This window comes from Pseudonocardia yuanmonensis, from assembly GCF_039542425.1.
Classification (GTDB): Bacteria; Actinomycetota; Actinomycetes; order Mycobacteriales; family Pseudonocardiaceae; genus Pseudonocardia; species Pseudonocardia yuanmonensis.
In genome coordinates this window covers 1-16,740 of sequence record NZ_BAABIC010000014.1, presented here as the reverse complement: position 1 = coordinate 16,740, position 16,740 = coordinate 1, and the positions used below count along the sequence as shown (strand labels likewise).

At 75.0% G+C, this 16,740-nt stretch carries 13 protein-coding genes, 1 pseudogene and 1 riboswitch; of the genes and pseudogenes, 6 read left to right on the top strand and 8 right to left on the bottom strand.

The features are described from left to right. Window positions 1-4: 4 nt before the first annotated feature. The 4 genes from ABD990_RS20415 to ABD990_RS34455 form a co-directional block, all read right to left on the bottom strand. A complete protein-coding gene (locus tag ABD990_RS20415) occupies window positions 5-2,425 on the bottom strand; it encodes a hypothetical protein (RefSeq protein ID WP_345382224.1) in 2,421 nt (806 codons plus the stop codon). After that, on the bottom strand, window positions 2,409-4,262 hold the full coding sequence (locus ABD990_RS20410) for a hypothetical protein (protein WP_345382223.1): 1,854 nt from the start codon (window positions 4,260-4,262) through the stop codon (window positions 2,409-2,411). The genes ABD990_RS20415 and ABD990_RS20410 overlap by 17 nt, the downstream gene beginning before the upstream one ends. A 7-nt stretch (window positions 4,263-4,269) precedes the next feature. Then, window positions 4,270-4,611 carry a hypothetical protein gene (locus ABD990_RS20405; protein WP_345382222.1) on the bottom strand — a complete coding sequence of 114 codons (342 nt, stop codon included), beginning with the start codon at window positions 4,609-4,611 and terminating at the stop codon, window positions 4,270-4,272. A 222-nt stretch (window positions 4,612-4,833) separates the two neighbouring features. Continuing rightward, the gene (locus tag ABD990_RS34455; protein ID WP_425569633.1) at window positions 4,834-4,920 is read right to left on the bottom strand and encodes a putative leader peptide; all 87 of its coding nucleotides are present in this window, start codon (window positions 4,918-4,920) and stop codon (window positions 4,834-4,836) included. A gap of 485 nt (window positions 4,921-5,405) precedes the next feature. Further along, window positions 5,406-5,519, top strand: a riboswitch (SAM riboswitch). 56 nt (window positions 5,520-5,575) lie between these two features. Between ABD990_RS34455 and ABD990_RS20400 the strand changes: the two genes are divergently transcribed. Next, window positions 5,576-7,087 carry an aminotransferase class V-fold PLP-dependent enzyme gene (locus ABD990_RS20400; RefSeq protein WP_345382221.1) on the top strand — a complete coding sequence of 504 codons (1,512 nt, stop codon included), beginning with the start codon at window positions 5,576-5,578 and terminating at the stop codon, window positions 7,085-7,087. A 188-nt stretch (window positions 7,088-7,275) separates the two neighbouring features. Further along, entirely contained in the window at window positions 7,276-9,534 is a 2,259-nt protein-coding gene (gene treS, locus ABD990_RS20395; protein ID WP_345382220.1) for a maltose alpha-D-glucosyltransferase, read from the top strand. Window positions 9,535-9,595: 61 nt separating this feature from the next. On the opposite strand, the gene ABD990_RS20390 is transcribed toward treS, so the two are convergent. Further along, complete coding sequence (locus ABD990_RS20390; RefSeq protein WP_345382219.1) at window positions 9,596-10,498, bottom strand: SDR family oxidoreductase; 903 nt, start codon at window positions 10,496-10,498, stop codon at window positions 9,596-9,598. An 82-nt stretch (window positions 10,499-10,580) separates the two neighbouring features. Between ABD990_RS20390 and ABD990_RS20385 the strand changes: the two genes are divergently transcribed. Then, window positions 10,581-11,141, top strand: coding sequence for a TetR family transcriptional regulator (locus ABD990_RS20385; RefSeq protein WP_345382218.1), 561 nt, complete (start codon window positions 10,581-10,583; stop codon window positions 11,139-11,141). A 20-nt stretch (window positions 11,142-11,161) separates the two neighbouring features. On the opposite strand, the gene ABD990_RS20380 is transcribed toward ABD990_RS20385, so the two are convergent. Together ABD990_RS20380 and ABD990_RS20375 are read right to left on the bottom strand one after the other, a co-directional pair. Continuing rightward, window positions 11,162-12,133 (bottom strand): PfkB family carbohydrate kinase, encoded by a 972-nt coding sequence (locus ABD990_RS20380; protein ID WP_345382217.1) that lies wholly within the window; start codon window positions 12,131-12,133, stop codon window positions 11,162-11,164. Between the two features lie 11 nt (window positions 12,134-12,144). After that, on the bottom strand, window positions 12,145-12,549 hold the full coding sequence (locus ABD990_RS20375; RefSeq protein WP_345382216.1) for an SRPBCC family protein: 405 nt from the start codon (window positions 12,547-12,549) through the stop codon (window positions 12,145-12,147). Between the two features lie 273 nt (window positions 12,550-12,822). Here ABD990_RS20375 and ABD990_RS20370 point away from each other — a divergent pair, with 273 nt between their 5' ends. After that, on the top strand, window positions 12,823-13,323 hold the full coding sequence (locus ABD990_RS20370; protein WP_345382215.1) for an HIT family protein: 501 nt from the start codon (window positions 12,823-12,825) through the stop codon (window positions 13,321-13,323). Window positions 13,324-13,346: 23 nt separating this feature from the next. After that, entirely contained in the window at window positions 13,347-15,488 is a 2,142-nt protein-coding gene (locus tag ABD990_RS20365; protein ID WP_345382214.1) for a TPM domain-containing protein, read from the top strand. Between the two features lie 343 nt (window positions 15,489-15,831). On the opposite strand, the gene ABD990_RS20360 is transcribed toward ABD990_RS20365, so the two are convergent. Then, complete coding sequence (locus ABD990_RS20360) at window positions 15,832-16,485, bottom strand: GntR family transcriptional regulator (RefSeq protein WP_345382213.1); 654 nt, start codon at window positions 16,483-16,485, stop codon at window positions 15,832-15,834. 104 nt (window positions 16,486-16,589) lie between these two features. On the opposite strand from ABD990_RS20360, the pseudogene ABD990_RS20355 reads away from it, so the two are divergent. Continuing rightward, window positions 16,590-16,740, top strand: a pseudogene (locus ABD990_RS20355) (sarcosine oxidase subunit beta); the annotation flags it as partial.

Genomic DNA, 16,740 nt, shown 5'->3' with positions numbered 1-16,740 from the left:
TCCTTCACGAGGGATCGAGGGGGGCGCTGACCGGCACGACCGTGCCGTTCGGGAACCACGCGGCCGGGTTGCCCCCGCCGTGGTGCCCGCCGGCGTCGCCCGGGGCGTTGACGGTCATCGGGACGTCGACCGGCGCCGCGCCGAACAGGGTCGGGCGGTCGTCGAGCGGGACTCCCGAGTGGGCGGCCCAGCGCACGTATCCGGAGGTCGAGGGCGCCTCACCGGGGAAGGCGGCACCGACCTCACCGGCGTAGCGCTTGGCGCGCTGGTCCTGCGGGTTGAAGGCCAGCGGCACCACGGACGACGACGTCCGGGTGACGACCTGACCCGTCAACAACCACGGGGCGAGATACGTTCCGCCCAGGTGCGTCGGCGTCTCCAGGGCTCGCGCCGAGGCCTCCCGCAGGGTCGCCGCGGCCGGCGTCCAGCCGGACACGACGATCAGGGCGCTGTCGGCGTCGGGCCGCTCGACGAGCCGGGCGCCGGCCTCGGCGGCCCGGGTCCGGACGAGTTCCGCCGCCGCGCGCGAGCGGGGCGAGCCGTCCCCCATCACGCGCACGCTGCGCACGCCGTGGTCGGTGAGCGTGCGGACCGTGGCCCGCAGCGCTCCGGCGTCCGCGTCGGACAGGGCGTCCGACGGACAGGTGCCGGCCTCCGGGGTCACGTCGCCGGGTCGCTGCCCGACGAGGTCGCCGAGCAGCGCCGCCGCGCACTCCGGCCCGTCCGGGCCGATCAGGGCCGCCTGAGCGGGCGGAGCGGGGGTGGCCGTCGCCGACCCGGTGTCGACGGGGACGGTGCTCGTCACGCCGCCGGCCGAGACCGTCAGCGTGCTCGCCCCTGCGGGCAGGTCGACGACGGCCCAGCCGCCCGCCGCACCGTCCCGCGCCGTGAACGGGACGGCGGGGGCGGACGTCGGATCGGTCGAGACGCTCGCCGCGGTGGGGAGCCTCGGACCGTGGTCGTGTCCGCCGGTCGCGAGCGCGACGGGCTGGACGGCGGTGCCGTTGGCGGTGCCGTTGGCGGTGCCGCTGGTGGTGCCGGGCGGCGGGTAGCCGGTCCCGGAGAGGCGGACCAGGTTCGGGCCCGGCCGCATCGGGGCGACCAGCACGGCGAGCCGCCCGGCCCCGGCGTCGACCGTGCGCAGCAGCGGCCGGCCCGGCTCCGGACCCGGCCCGGGAAGGGGCAGGGTCGCGAGCAGCGCCGCCGCGGCGATGCCGGCGACACCGGCGCCCCAGGCGATGCGGTACAGCTCCCGGGCCCGCAGCCGCCCGGCCGGCAGCAGCGCCACCGCCCAGCCCGCCACCACGAGCACGGGCAGCACGACGGCCGCGAGCCCGGCCAGGCCGTACCCGCTCCCGGTGAGGTCGTGAGCGGTGTCCGGCCCGCTGACGACGACCTGCGCGGTCCCGGCGACGACGGCGACGAACCCCGCGGTGATCGCGACCCGGGCGAGCACCCCGGACCGCGGGCGCGCGTCCCGTGCCACCTCGTCGTCGACCCCCGCGAGGGTCTCGGCCGTGAACGGCACCGTCGGCGCCTCCGCGGCCGCACGGCTACGCGCGCCGGCCGCGGGCAGCCCGGGCCCCGGGCACCGCCCGGCCGGCCCGGACACCGACGAGCCGGACCGTGAGGGGCCGGACCGTGACGACCCGGACCGTGACGACCCGGACCGTGACGACCCGGCCGGGGGCTCCCCCGCCCCCGGCCCCGGCGCGAGCCCCGCCCGCCGCGATTCGGCGGCGGCCGCCGTGACGCCGACGAGCACCCCCGCCGCGACGGCGTACGTCGCGTCGAGCGCGAAGGCGAGGCCGGTGTGCGCCGACCCGAGCTGAGCGGCGAGCAGCACCAGCAGCAGCGCCCCCGGCCCGGCCGACCAGCGGGTCCCGAGCAGAGCGGCGGCCAGCAGCCCGAGGACCACGTGCGCGACGGTGCCGAGCACCGACACCGATCCCGTCAGGTGCGTGATCTCGGCCGCGGCGGCCACGACGCCCGCCGCGACCCACGCCGTCACCAGGAGCCCGCGCGGGGCGTCACCCCCGAACAGGCCACGCGAGGAGTCCCGCGGTGCGCGCCGGCCGTCCCCGTCGAGCAGACCGAGCATCCCGTGCACCAGGGTGATCCCGCCCGCGACCGCTGTGCCCGCCAGCAGCGCCACCCGCAGCAGCACCGCCGCCGGACCCGCCTGCTCCCCCAGGGCCGCCGCCGCACGGGCGGCCGGGGTCGCGGCGTCGGCGAGGGCGGTGCCCCCGCTCGCCACCAGGGCGAGCGGGAGCACCACCACGGCACCGACCACGGGACGGATCACCGGGCCGATCACCCGGCCGATCACGGGGCCGGGCACACCGGCGGCGGCCGCCCGGCCGCGGCGCACCGCGGCGCGCCGCGGCCGGGAGACCCGGTGCCGGGTGTCATTTGATGTCGGCATCGTTCGCCACGAACAGCATCGAGTGGGGCTTCGCGTTGCCGAAGGAGCCGTGCGGCCAGCTCTCCCGGTTGAACGAGATGCAGGTGTCACCCGTGTTCTCGTCGCGGAAGTCCTCGTCGAGTGTCAGCTCGCCGTCTCGCCCGATGTCCACGAGGCAGACCTTGTGGTCGCCGTCCGTGCCGGTGCGGGCCACGAAGTAGTTCGTGGTCGCCAGGCGCTTCGGCTGGTCGGTCTCGTGGTAGAAGCCGTCGTCACCCAGCTCGAGGTGGTCCAGGGCACCCCAGTGCGGGCCGCCTGCGGCCTTGCCCGGGTTGATGACCTGGTGCCCCTTGAGCGTCGGGCAGTCGGACTCCGCGCCACCGCGGGCGATCTCCTCGGCGGTGTCGATCGAGCAGGCAGCCTCGTCGCCCGCCTCGACCAGCTTCTCGATGTCCAGCGCGATCACGCCGCCGGCGGTGCCGGGATCGTCCTTGCCCAGCGCACCGGGCTTGCGGCCGATGATGGCGTGGTACAGCGTCTTGTCGTCCGGGCTGGTCTGCAGCCACCCGCCGTTGGAGCTCGGGCCGCCGTTGTCGCCGGCCTTCGGGTCGAGCTCTCTCACCGCGGCGGAGAGGTCGTAGATCTCCTTCCACCGCGGCTCGGGTGCGGTGATGTCCGGGGTGTAGAACAGTGCGCCACCCTGCATGGTCTGGGCGAAGGCGCCCTTGTGACCCGGCAGGTTGGTCACCGTGGTCTCCATCGCCGCACGGTTCTCGTTGTGCAGCGGGTCCCGACCGTTCGAACGCGGACCGGTCGGCAGGTAGGACACCGCCTTGACCTTCGGGTTGTTCAGGTCGGAGATGTCCCACGTCCGAACGGTGGGCCGACGCAGGTACGGGGACGGCGCCTTGACCGGGTCGAGGATGATCGTCCGCGGCTCGGCGTAGTCACTCGTGACCATCGTGTCCAGGTCCTCGCGGACCTGGATGCCGTGCGGGTTGGCGCAGCTGGGCCGGCCGAGCGCCGGCATGTTGAGGCACTGCGTCGGGTCCTCCGGCGTGGTGGTCGCGGCCGGGGCCTCGACCAGCTTCTGCGCGTCCGGACCGAACCGGACGACCTCGCCCGGCGTGCCCGCGAAACCGTTGCCGGTGCGGACCTCACCGTGGGAGTAGGTGCAGGGACCCGGGACGACCGGGCCGCCCATGTAGGTCCCGTAGGCCGTTCCATCGTTCAGAACCCAGTACGCGTCCGGCACCGACCCGCAGAGGGTTTGGCTGGGGAGGCTGATGCCGGAGAGCGTGAGCTCCGGCAGCGCGGACACGTCGAAGACGTAGGTGGCCGCCGAGTAGAGGCCACCCGCGTAGATCTTGTCGCCCTTGCGCCACGAGTACTGCATGTGGTGCGGCTCGTTCTCGACCAGCGGGCCGACGGTCGCGGTGTTGACGACCTTGCCGTAGCTGGGCGAGCCCTTGGTGACGTCCACGACCGCCATGAAGTCCGGGCCCGGCAGGGCGTTGCGAACCTTGTCGGTCGGGTTCGTCAGGGACCCGGGCAGGTTCTTGACGTCCGGGACCACCGTGTCGGCGACGTTCTCGTCACCGGCCCACACGACCATGTACTCCGGTCGCGTGGACGCGTCGGGCGAGTCCTCGGCGGCGTCGGTGTCGATGTTGTTCTCGACCCAGTAGTCCTTGCCGTCGGCCCCCTTCACGGCGGACCTGACGGTCTGGACGTCGGCGTACGCGTCGCCGCCCGGGATGGTGGTCACCCCGGCGAGGACCCCCAGGGCCAGCAGCCCGAGCAGGATCTTCTTCGGTGCGGATGGTCGGCTCCGCAGGCTTCGCCTCTGTGCGCGCATCCCGGCCTCAGCTCGGCAGGAGTCGGCTGGGCGCGCCCACCGCCGACTGGGTCAGCCCGGCGATCGGGACGCCGGCGGGAGCGAAGTCGCGGCCCTGGCCGAGCAGGTCGCCCTGCTCGAACGCCGTGTACGACGGCTCCACGTACGGCGCCTCCGGCGCGGGGGCCGGCCCGGTACCGTCAGCGGGGTCGTAGTGGGCCGTGAGCAGCGGCGCGAGGTCCGGCACCAGGTCCGGCGTGGCGGCCTGGGCCGGCCCGGTGAGGCCGACCACGGCGGCGCCCGCCAGGGTCGCGGACCCGGCGAGCCGGGTCAGTGCCGACCGAGGTGGTCGGTATCGGTGTCGCGGCACGACAGTGTCTCCACTTCTTCTCATCTGGGGAGCGGACGGCGGCGGACCGCGGCCCGGGAACGCCGGACGGTCCGCATGGACAGCGGCGGCGGTGGGGCGGACGGCGGTGGGCACGGCCCGGCGCACCGGTCGGCGGCCCGGACCGAGGCCGGGCGAACGGGGACGGCGGTGCGCCGCGGGGAACGCGAGGGTGAAGGGGGCGGGGCCGGCGGGGCCCGGGCCTCAGTTCACCGGCGCACTACACAGCGCGCTCGCCACGCGACCCAGATCGACGTGACGTCGATAGGCGAAGCGGTCGGTGAGGCGCACGACCGGAACTGTGTCATCCGGACGGAGCAGTGGAGATCATGGGGTCGGACAGAGGGTCGTCCCACGCCCGTTCCGGGCCATCTCGGGCCCTTCTCCGTGGCCCAGGTCACTCGTTTCGGCGGTTCATCGGCGCCGGAACAGGCCCGGAGCAGCGTGTGACGCGGGCCCGATTCTTCACGCGATCGTGTCGGTCGAGCCGGGAACCGATCACGCGCCAACGGCTCGACCTGGCGATTCTACGATGCCCTCCCCGACCGGATGACAGCATTGCTCTCGCCGCTCATGAACGCAGAGTGACCAGCGGTCCCGGCCCGGGGCAAAAGGGACGGAAATGCCGAGGAAATGGGTCGAGCCGCCCCGGAGATCGGACATTCACCGCCGATCTGGAACGCCGACGACCGCACTGTCCGGTCATTCTCGGCGCCGATTCCGCGGCCCGGATCACACTTGACCGGGCCCCGGATCGACACCTACCGTCGTCGTCAGGTCAAGAGCGCCAGCGCCAAGCCCCGGCTCGCTGGCCGGCAACCCTCCTCCGCGGTGGGGTGCTCCGGGTGACGACCGGGCCGCCGCGGACCCGCGGCCGGCAAGCGCGGACCCTCGTGTGCGGCACCTCGTGCCGTCCCGGGTCCTGAGTGATCCGGGAGGATCCACGATGTCCGACGTCCGCACCCAGGTCGACACCCAGATCGACTCGGCGCCGCGCTGCGCCGAGGCTCCGGGCTGCACCGCCGCCGAGGAGCCCGCGCGCACCGCGCCCGCCGCGGCGGCGACCCCGACCACCACGGCCCCGACCACCACCTCGACCACCTCGACCACCACCTCGACCACCACGGCCCCGGCACCGACGCCCCTGCCGGAGCTCGTCGGCACCGGGCTCCCGGTCCCGCTCGTCGACGGCCGCACCGTGCCCTACGCGAACCTGGACCTGGCCGCGAGCGCCCCCGCCCTGCGTGCGGTCGCCGACCACGTCGCCGAGCTCCTCCCCTACTACTCGAGCGTGCACCGCGGCGCCGGGTACGCCTCGCAGGTCTGCACCTCGGTGCTCGAGGGTGCCCGGGAGACCGTCGCCCGGTTCGTCGGGGCGCGCGCCGACGACGTCGTCGTGTTCACCCGCAACACCACGGACGCGCTCAACCTGCTCGCCGGCGCGGTCCCCGGCGCGACGCTGTGCCTGGACGTCGAGCACCACGCCACGCTGTTGGCCTGGCGCGGCACCGACCACCGCGTGCTGCGCGCCCCGGACACCGTCGGCGAGACCCTCGACCTGCTGCGGGACGCGCTCGCCGCCGAGCCCACCGCCCTGCTGGCGATCACCGGCGCCTCCAACGTCACGGGCGAGATCCTGCCGATCGACGAGATCTGCGCGATCGCGCACGCCGCGGGCACCCGCGTCGTGCTCGACGCCGCCCAGCTCGCCCCGCACCGCAGGGTCGACATCGGCGCGTCCGGTGTGGACTACGTCGTGCTGTCCGGGCACAAGCTCTACGCCCCCTACGGCGCGGGCGCGCTGATCGGGCGGCGGGACTGGCTCGACGTCGCCACCCCGTACCTCGCCGGCGGCGGCGCGGTGCGCTCGGTCGGCGTCGAGGACCGGGCGACCGAGGTCAGCTGGGCCCCGGCGCCGCACCGGCACGAGGCCGGCACGCCCAACGTCCTGGGCGCCGCCGCGATCGCCGCGGCCTGCCGCGCCCTCGACCCCGTGATCGACGAGATCGCCCCCGCCCACGAGCGCGCCCTGCTCGCCCGCCTGGTCGACGGCCTGTCCGGGATCGCCGGCGTGCGCCCGCTGCGGATCTGGGCCGACGCGCCGGACCGGGTCGCCGTCGCCTCCTTCACCGTCACGGACGTCCCGGCCGGGCTCGTCGCCGCGGCGCTGTCCGCCGAGCACGGGATCGGCGTGCGGGACGGCCGCTTCTGCGCCCACCCGCTGCTCGCCCGCCTCGCCGGCGGGGCCGACGCGGTGCGCGTCAGCCTCGGCCTGAACACGACCGGGGCCGACGTCGACCGGCTGGTCGAGGCCGTCCGCACGATCGCCGGCGCGGGCCCGGAGTGGGACTACCGGGAGGTCGACGGCCGGTGGACCCCGGCCCCGGACCCGCGCGACCTCGACCCGCTGAAGCTCGGCACCGTCGCCGGACCGGGCGGGGCGGCCTGCGGGCACTGAGCCCGCGCCGACCCCGCACCGACCCCGCGCGGACGGGCGCCCGTCGCCGAGCGGTGCGGCAGGCCCGTTCGGCCTGTGCGGTCGGGTGGACGGGCGCATCGTCGGCGCGTCACCGTCGTTTCCCCGCTGACGCGGGTGGTACACCCACCCCCGGGCGACGACCGGGTCGCGGCGAGCACGGAGAGTAGATGGCAGACGACGCAGCGCTGTCTCGAGCGCAGTCCGAGGAGACCGCGGAGCAGCACCCCCACGAGCCCAGCGAGATCACCTACGCGGAGCACCTGCATCCCGCGCGTCCCCGCACGCTCCGCCATCGCGCCCGGGCCAAGTCGCCCGTCGTCCGGCGGTCGGTGGCGAAGGACGGCGCGGCCACCGGCGAGAACCCGGCGTACGTGTCGTGGCTGCTCAGCCAGTCGATGCTCGCCGACGCCAACGAGATCGCCCGGCAGTTCTCCGGCCAGGGCACGATGTGGCAGAACCCGTTCGCCGACCCGGGCCCGCGCCAGGCCGTCGAGTCCGCGTCCGTGTGGTTCACGGCCTACCCGATCTCGCTGATCACGCGTCCCGGCGAGTCCTTCCTGGCCTCGTTGGGCGACGAGGCGCTGTGGAACGCCTTCTGCACGATCGGGATCGAGGCCATCCACACCGGCCCGGTCAAGCGCGCGGGCGGCATCGCCGGCTGGCAGTACACCTCCAGCGTCGACGGCCACTTCGACCGGATCGGCACGGAGATCGACCCGGCGTTCGGCACGGAGGCCGAGTTCCGCGCGATGTGCGGCATGGCCACCTGGTCCGGCGGCACGATCATCGACGACATCGTGCCCGGCCACACGGGCAAGGGCGCGGACTTCCGGCTCGCCGAGCTGAAGTACGGCGACTACCCCGGCATCTACCACATGGTGGAGATCGAGGAGGAGGACTGGAACCTCCTGCCCGAGGTCCCGCCGGGCCGGGACTCGGTCAACCTGGACGTGCCCACCGAGGAGGCGCTGGAGAAGGCCGGCTACATCATCGGCCGGCTGCAGCGGGTCATCTTCTACGCCCCGGGCGTCAAGGAGACGAACTGGAGCGCGACCAAGCCGGTGGTCGGCGTCGACGGCGTGGCCCGGCGGTGGGTGTACCTGCACTACTTCAAGGACGGCCAGCCCTCGATCAACTGGCTCGACCCCTCGTTCGCCGGCATGCGCCTGGTGATCGGGGACGCCGTGCACTCGCTGGCCGACCTCGGCTCCGGGGCGCTGCGGCTCGACGCCAACGGCTTCCTCGGCGTCGAGAAGAGCGCGGAGGGGCTCCCGGCCTGGTCGGAGGGGCACCCGCTCTCCTCCGCGGCGAACCACCTGATCGCCAGCATGGTGCGCAAGCTCGGCGGGTTCACCTTCCAGGAGCTGAACCTGACGATCGACGACATCCGCGCCACCTCCGAGGGCGGCCCGGACCTGTCCTACGACTTCGTCAACCGGCCCGCCTACCACCACGCGCTGGTCACCGGGGACACCGAGTTCCTTCGGCTGACCCAGCGGACCTCGCTGGAGCTCGGCGTCGACCCGGCCGGGCTGGTGCACGCCCTGCAGAACCACGACGAGCTGACCTACGAGCTGGTGCACTGGGCGACCGGGCACCGCGACGACGTCTACCACTTCGCCGGCGAGCAGCTCACCGGCGAGCAGCTCGCGGAGCGGGTGCGCGCGGACCTCACCGCCGCGTTGACCGGCGAGAACGCGCCGTACAACCGGGTGTTCACCACCAACGGCATCGCCTGCACCACCGCGTCCGTCATCGCCGCGACGCTCGGGCTCTCCTCGCTCGACGCGGTCACCGACGACGACGTCCCCGAGATCATGCGGGTGCACCTGCTGCTGGCGATGTACAACGCCCTGCAGCCCGGCGTCTTCGCCCTCTCCGGCTGGGACCTCACGGGCATGCTCCCCCTGCCGGCCGACCAGGTCGCCGAGCTGATCGCCGAGGGCGACACCCGCTGGATCCACCGGGCGGCGCACGACCTCATGGGCGTGGCCCCGCACGCGGTGAAGTCGGCGTCCGGGATGCCGCGCGGCCGCTCGCTCTACGGCCCCCTGCCCGAGCAGCTGGAGGACGAGCGCAGCTTCGCCCGGCAGCTGCAGGCGATCCTGGCCGTCCGGTCCCGCTACGGCATCGCCGTCGCGCGGCAGGTCGACATCCCGGACGTCTCCCACCGGGGCATGCTCGTGCTGGTCCACGAGCTCGACCCGGGCGAGGACGGCGGCCGCCGGATGCACGTCACGGTGCTCAACTTCGCGGCCGAGGCGGTGACCGGCACGGTGCGCTCCGAGCACCTCGTCCCCGGCAGCCGGGTGACGGACATGTTCACCGACAAGGAGGTCGGCGTGGTCGACGACCTGCAGGCCTTCGTCGTGGAGCTCGAGCCGCACCAGGGCCACTCGCTCCTGCTCGAGGTGCCGCCCGACTGACGCGGCTCCGCCGCCCCGTGCGCGGTGAGTGGTGCTCCGGCACCAGTCACCGCGCACGACGTCAGGCGGCGCGCGGGGTGCGGAAGTAGTGCCCCTGCGCCAGGTCGTCGAGGAGACCGGCGTGCGTCGGCTCCCAGCCGAGCTCCGTGCGCGTCAGCTCGTTGGCGGCGGGGCAGTCCAGGGCGAAGAAGCGGCCGAGCCAGTCGAAGTGCTCGACGGCCCGGTCGGCCGGTACCGGGACCACCGGCAGGTCGAGCCCGCGCCCGATCGCCTCCGCGATCGCGCGCGTGGGCACGCCCTCCTCGGCGACGGCGTGCAGGACCGAGCGCGCCGGTGCCCGCTCCACCGCGAGCCGGACCAGCGCGCCGGCGTCGAGCCGGTGCACCGCCGGCCACCGGTTCGTCCCCTCGCCGACGTAGGCCGAGACGCCCTTCGCCCGGGCGATCTCCACCAGCCGGGCGACGAACCCGTGGTCGCCGTCGCCGTGCACCGTCGGGGCGAAGCGCACGACGCACGAGCGCACGCCGCGGTCGGCCAGGGCGAGCGCCGCCGCGGCGTTCGCCGTCCTCGGGTGGACGGCGGGATCCGGTTCGTCGCGTTCGGTCGCGAGGTGACCGGACGCGAACCCGGCGACACCCGAGGCGACGAGCAACGGGCGGTCCGTGCCCGCGAGGACCTCACCGATCGCGTCGATCGCCGCCCCGTCGATCCGGGCGGCCTCGGCCATCTGCGTGAAGTCGTGGTGGTAGGCGAGGTGGACGACGCCGTCCGAGCCGGTCGCGGCGGCCCGGAGGGCGTCGAGGTCGTCCAGCCCGCCGCGGTGCACCTCGGCGCCGAGGGCGGCGACGGCGGCCGCGGCGGCGTCCGAGCGGGCGAGCCCGAGGACCTGGTGTCCGGCCCGCTGCAGCTCGCGGACGGCGGCCGAGCCGATCCAGCCGGACGCCCCGGTGACGAAGACGCGCATGGGGATCCTCCCGTGGTGATGTCACTTGATGACATCACCCTACGCCTCGATGTCAGCGAGTGTCATCACTAGGATGTCACGAGTGGGTCGCTGGGAGCCGAACGCGAAGGGGCGCCTGCGGGAGGCCGCCCTGGATCTCTACGTGGAGCGCGGCTTCGAGCAGACGACGGTCGCCGAGATCGCCGCGCGCGCCGGGCTCACGGCGCGCACCTTCTTCCGGCACTTCCCCGACAAGCGCGAGGTGCTCTTCGCCGGCTCGACCGACCTGGAGCGCCACATGGTCGACGCGCTGGTCGGCGCTCCCGAGGCGGCGTCGCCGATGACCGCGGTCGGCGTGGCCCTCGACGCCGCCGCGGCCGCGCTCGGCGGCAACCGGGACTTCGCCCGCCGCCGCCACCTCGTCATCACGGCGAACGGCGAGCTGCAGGAGCGCGAGCTGATCAAGATGACCAGGCTCTCGGCGGCCCTGGCGGGCGGACTGGGCCGGCGCGGCGTGGCCGAGGCGGACGCGCGGCTGGCCGCGGAGGCGGGGATCGCCGTGCTGCGGGTGGCCTTCGAGCGCTGGGTCACCGGGCCGGAGGAGCGGGACCTGGCGGAGGTCATGCGGGAGTCCGTCGACCGACTGCGCTCCCTCACCCGCTGACGCACCCGTGCGTCGCCGTCTCAGGGCCGTCGCCGCTCCGCCGCGGCCAGCTCGAGCTCGATCCGTCGTACGTCCGGCATGCCGGCGCGCGCGCCGCTCGCCCCGACCGACAACGCGGCAGCCACCACCGCCCGCCGCACGGCTCCGGCCACCGGCTCCCCCGCCGCCAGTCCGGCCGCGAGGACGCCGTTGAAGGTGTCGCCGGCGCCCGTCGTGTCCCGCACCTCCGGCGCCGGATGGGCCGGGACACGTTCGGCCCTGCCGCCGGGGTCGACGACGAGCGCCCCGTCGCCACCGAGGGTCACGACGACCTCGGCCTTCGCCCGCCGGGCCAGCGCGGTCGCCCGGCCCTCGACCGTGTCCTCCGTGAGCCCGCCACCGCCGCCGGACAGCAGGGCCGCGAGGTCGCGGCTCTCGGTCGCATTGGGGGTCGGCACCGGCCCGTACGTCAGCAGCGTGCCGAGCACCGGCAGCACCGGGGCGGAGTTCACGACACACGGGATGCCCTCCGCCGCGGCGGCCTCGACCGCTGCGGCGACCGCCTCCTCCGGTATCTCCGTGCTGACGAGCACACAGCCGGCCCAGCCTGCCGAGCCGGCGACCGCGGACCGGACGGCCTCCGCGTCGACGGCGGCGGTCGCCCCGGCCCCGACGGCGATCTGGTTCTCGCCGTCCGCGTCGACCGCGATCAGCGCGACCCCGGTCGGCACCCCGTCGAGCACCGCGACCCCGTCGACGTCGACCCCCTCGGCCCGGAGTTCGGCCAGCGCGCCGGCACCCACGTCGTCGGCCCCGACGGCACCGATGTACCGGACCTCGGCGCCTGCCCGGGCCGCGGCGACCGCCGCGTTGGCGCCCTTGCCGCCGCCGAACCGCTCCACCGCCGGCCCGACCACCGTCTCGCCGGGACCCGGTAGCCGCGGCGCCCGGACGACCATGTCGACGTTCACCGCGCCGATCACGACGACCCGCCCGAGCACGCCCGGACCCATGCCGTCGTCCTTCACGACGGGCCGAGCAGGCGGGCCAGGGTGTCGAGGTCGGCCTGGACGGCGGCGACGTCCCGCTCGAAGTCCTCCTCGCTCATGTCCGGGCGCCGCCGGACGGTGAACACGAGGTCGCAGCCGTCCTCGTTGGGGAGCACCCGTACCGGATTGGAGACGACCTCGCCGTTCGGCAGCGTGACGTCGTGGTCGAGCACCCCGAAGTCGTTCCGCGGTGCGAAGGCGACCTCGACCGTGCCCATCGGCGACTCGGTGACCCACCGGCCCTCGTGGAGCTCGACGGCCGAGGAGGCGAGACCGGCCGCCCACCGCGGCAGGTTCGTGGGGTCGGCGACGAAGGCGTAGACCGCGGCCGCCGGCGCCTCGATCCGGACGGCGACGTGCCGGCTCGGGAGAGTGGACACGGGCACTCCTTCCGCTCGGGCCGCCACCTTCCCACGCACCCCCCGACGGTCGCGCACCTCCGTCCCGCTCGTGATCACCATCCGCGGTGCAGGGCGGCCGGGACGTACCGCAGGCGGCGATCAGGGGGGCACCGCGGGCGGGCGGCATCCGCGACCCCTACCGATAACGTGTGCCGCCGTCCGTCAAAGCACCCTCTCCGCAGGAACGGGCCGGAACCGTCGCGTGAGGACTCACCGGCTGCGGTCGCGGGCAGGTCGTCCTACCGTCGGCGCATGAGCCAGAGCGAGGCCCTGCGGCGCGGCGAGAGGGACCAGCCGGACACCCGGCTCGAGGCCCTCCGGCGCGGTGAGAAGCCGCCGAACCTGATCGCCGAGACGGCGTCCGGCTTCGCGGTGTTCGGCGACCACCAGAAGCTGCCCGGGTACTGCCTGCTGATCCACCGGGCGGACGTCGAGCACCTCGACGACCTCGGCGGGCCCGAGCGGACCCGGTTCCTGTACGAGCTGTCGCTCCTCGGGCAGGCCGTGCGCACCGCGCTGCGCGCCGACCCGGAGTTCCGTCGGGTCAACTACGAGGTGCTGGGCAACACCTGGCCGCACCTGCACGGACACGTGCACGCCCGGTACGAGTGGGAACCCGACGAGTACAAGTTCCTGCCGGTCTGGCGCTACCCCGACCTGCACGCGCCCGAGCACGCCGCCGGACCGGGGCACGACGAGCTGAAGGAGCGGATCGCCCTCGAGCTGCGGTCGCTGCTCACGGGCGGGCTGTAGACCCGCCGGGGCGGAGGGCCAGGATGGCGGACGTCGCCCTGCCGAAGGAGATCATCGTGCGCCGGTGCGCCGCGCTCGCCGTCCTGCTCGTCCTGCCGTTCCTGCTGCTCCCCGGCAGCGCGGCCGCCGACCCGCCCTTCCGGGTGCCCGACCGCGTCACCGACCGGGCAGGGGCGCTCGACGCCGGCGGACGGGCCCGGGTGACCGAGGCGATCGCCCGGCTGCGCGCCGACCGGGGCTACGACCTGTTCGTCGTGTACGTGCGGTCGTTCGACGGCCGGGACGGGCAGCAGTGGGCCGACGCCACCGCCACGACCTCCCAGCTCGGGCGGGACCAGGTGCTGCTCGCCGTCGCGACCGAGGACCGGGTCTACGGGTTGTCGGTCGACGACGGCTTCCCGGAGTCCGACGCGTCGATCCTCCGGATCCGGCGGGACACCGTCGAACCGGCGCTGTCGCGCGGCGACTGGGCCGGCGCCGCCGTCGGTCTGGCAGACGGGCTGCGGCAGACCGGGAGCGGGGTGTCCATCCCGTTGCTGGTGGGCGGTGGGGTGGCGGTCGCCGGCGGAGCGGCCTGGCTGGTCAGCCGGTGGCGGCGGCCGTCGCGTCAGGCTCCGGCGCCGACGCAGCCGCCGGCCGGACCGCCCGATCCCGCGCCCGGCGAGTCCACCCAGGACCTCGCCTACCGGTCGAGCCAGGCGCTCCTGCAGGTCGACGACGCCGTCGGCACCTCGGAGCGCGAACTCGCCGCCGCCCGCACCCACTTCGGCGAGGAGGCGGTCGCGGGGTTCGCCGCCGCGCTGGAGGCCTCGCGCGCGGACATGCTCGCGGCGTTCGAGATCCGGCAGCGGCTCGACGACGAGGTCCCCGAGACCGAGCCCGAGCAGCGCGCGCTGCACGCGGAGATCATCCGGCTCGCGACGCAGGCCGACGACCGGCTCGACGCGCAGGTCGAGGCCTTCGACCGGCTCCGGGCCCTCGAGGCCGACGCCGCCGGCTACGTCGCCGGCCTCGCCGCCCGGCTGTTCGGGCTCACCGCGCGGGTGCCCGACGCCGAGCGGGAGTGGACCGAGCTCGCCGCGCGCTGGGCGCCCACGGCGCTGGAACCGGTGGCGGACGACCTGCCGCAGGTCCGCGCGCTGCTCGCCGACGCGCAGAAGGAGCTCGACGAGGCCCGGGCTCGGTTAAGTGCGTCGCAACCCGCGTACGCCGTGGTCGACGGGCGGGCGGCGGAGGACGCGGCGACGCAGGCCGAGACCCTCCTCGCCGGCATCACCCGCCGCGGCACCGAGTTGGCCGAGGCCGCTGCTCGGGTGCCGGCCGCACGGGCGGAGGTGGTGCAGGACCTCGCCGAGGCCTCTGCACTGCCGGGAGTCGACGCCGGGGTGCTCGCCCGGGCGCGGGCGACGGTGGAGGCCGCGGAGGTGGCGGCGCGAGGCTCGGGTGGTGCGGGCGGCGGCTCGCGTGGTGGGGGCGGTGGCGCCGGCGGTAGCGGTGGCGGCAGCGCGGGCGGTGGTGGCGGCGCGGGCGTTCCGACGGATGGGGGCGCAGCGGGGCTGCCCGACCCCATCGCGGCGTTGCGGCTGCTCGACGAGGCGGGGGCAGCGCTCGACGCCGCGATCGCCGACGCGCGGGAGAGCGCGGAGCGGGCGCGCCGGGCCGCGGCCGCGCTCGAGCAGGCGCTGGTGACGGCCCGGTCGACGGTGGCGGCCGCGTCGGACTTCGTGTCCACCCGCCGCGGCGCGGTCGGGGCGCCCGCGCGGACGCGGCTCGCCGAGGCGCAACGGCACCTCGCAGCGGCGACCGCGGGCGGCGATCCGGCGGGGGCGCTGCGGGAGGCTCAGCAGGCGGAGGCGCGAGCGCAGGAGGCCCTCGAGCTCGCGCGGGCGGACGTCTCCCACTGGTCGGGCGGATCCGGCACGGGGAGCGCTCTCGGCGGCGAGCTGGGTGCCCTCGTGCTCGGCGGGATCCTGTCCGAGGCGATGCGAGGCGGCGGCTACCGCGGCGGCGGCTTCGGCGGCGGCTTCGGCGGCGGGTTCGGCGGCGGCTTCGGCGGAGGAGGCGGCGGGGGCTTCGGCGGTGGCGGTGGTCGCGGCGGCCGCGTCCCCGGCAGCTTCGGCGGCTCCTCGAGCCGCGGCCGGCGAGGCGGCGGCGGCCGGTTCTGACCACGGCCCGTGCGCCAGGTCGATGAGCGAGCGGCGCTCTCGCTCACTAGGAATGAGCGAGGGCGCCGCTCGCTCACCGACGGCCGCGGGAAGGCGGCGCGGAAACCGTGATCGATGGGGCGCGCCGGGGCTTGAGCGAGCGGCACCTTCGCTCACTAGGAATGAGCGAGAGCGCCGTTCGCTCACCGGTGGCCGCGGGTCGCGGGAGCCGGGAGCGCAGCGCACCGCGGCTGAGCGAGCGGCACCTTCGCTCACTAGATCTGAACGAGAGTGCCGTTCGCTCACTAGGAATGAGCGAGAGCGCCGTTCGCTCATCGACGACCGCGAGGGCGGTGCGTGCAGTTCACAGGAGGGCGCGGATCGCCTTCTCGAATCCGACGACGTGGGCGAGGGCGAGCTCCGCCGCCTTCTCCTCCTCCCCCGCGACGACGGCGCCGAGCAGCTCGGCGTGCTCGTGGATGTGTCCGGGCAATGCGGGGAGCCGGTCGAGGAAGAGCACCCAGATCCGGGTGGCGAGGTTGTCGAGCCGCACGCAGACGTCCTCGAGGTGCGGGTTGCCGGTGGCGCGGTACAGCGCCCGGTGCACCTCGACGTCCGCGCGCAGCAGTTCGCGCGGGTCGCCGGAGGTGTCGAGCGCGGCGATCCGCTCGGCGAGCTCGCCCAGCGTGGCGCGGTCGGTGGCGCCCGCGTTCCGGGCGGCGGACCGGGCGGCGAGGGGTTCCAGGCTGAGCCGGACCTCGGACAGGTGGGCGAGGTCGGTGATGTCGACGGCGGTCGCGAACGTGCCCCGCCGCGGGTAGGCGACGACGAGCCGGTCCCCCTCCAGCCGCTTCAACGCCTCGCGCACCGGGGTCCGGCCGGTGCCGAGCTCGGTGGCCAGACGGTCGTCGTTGAGCGGATCTCCGGGCCTGATCTCGAGCATGACGAGCCTGTCCCGGATCGCGGTGTACGCGCGCTCGGCCAGCGACCCGCCCTCTCCCACGAGCGCCACGCTCATGTGCCCTCCCCTTGACCGATCGTCGTTGCTGTCCCTACCGTACCTCACGATTGATATACCAGTCTGCACGATCTCATCCTGCAGACCGTCGGACGGAGTCCCGCATGGCCGAGCAGCTCCCGGAGCATCCCGACTTCCTGTGGCGTACGCCCGAGCCGAAGAAGAGCTATGACGTGGTGATCGTGGGTGGGGGTGGGCATGGCCTGGCCACCGCGCACTATCTGGCCCGCAACCATGGGATCACGAATGTGGCGG

Bases quoted from the DNA above. Each gene is read 5' to 3' on its own strand.
- ABD990_RS20415 (WP_345382224.1), bottom strand. From the start codon at position 2,425: ATGCCGACATCAAATGACACCCGGCACCGGGTCTCCCGGCCGCGGCGC.
- ABD990_RS20370 (WP_345382215.1), top strand. From the start codon at position 12,823: ATGAGCCAGAGCGAGGCCCTGCGGCGCGGCGAGAGGGACCAGCCGGAC.
- treS (WP_345382220.1), top strand. From the start codon at position 7,276: ATGGCAGACGACGCAGCGCTGTCTCGAGCGCAGTCCGAGGAGACCGCG.
- ABD990_RS20360 (WP_345382213.1), bottom strand. From the start codon at position 16,485: ATGAGCGTGGCGCTCGTGGGAGAGGGCGGGTCGCTGGCCGAGCGCGCG.
- ABD990_RS20380 (WP_345382217.1), bottom strand. From the start codon at position 12,133: ATGGGTCCGGGCGTGCTCGGGCGGGTCGTCGTGATCGGCGCGGTGAAC.
- ABD990_RS20390 (WP_345382219.1), bottom strand. From the start codon at position 10,498: ATGCGCGTCTTCGTCACCGGGGCGTCCGGCTGGATCGGCTCGGCCGCC.
- ABD990_RS20410 (WP_345382223.1), bottom strand. From the start codon at position 4,262: ATGCGCGCACAGAGGCGAAGCCTGCGGAGCCGACCATCCGCACCGAAG.
- ABD990_RS20400 (WP_345382221.1), top strand. From the start codon at position 5,576: ATGTCCGACGTCCGCACCCAGGTCGACACCCAGATCGACTCGGCGCCG.
- ABD990_RS20365 (WP_345382214.1), top strand. From the start codon at position 13,347: ATGGCGGACGTCGCCCTGCCGAAGGAGATCATCGTGCGCCGGTGCGCC.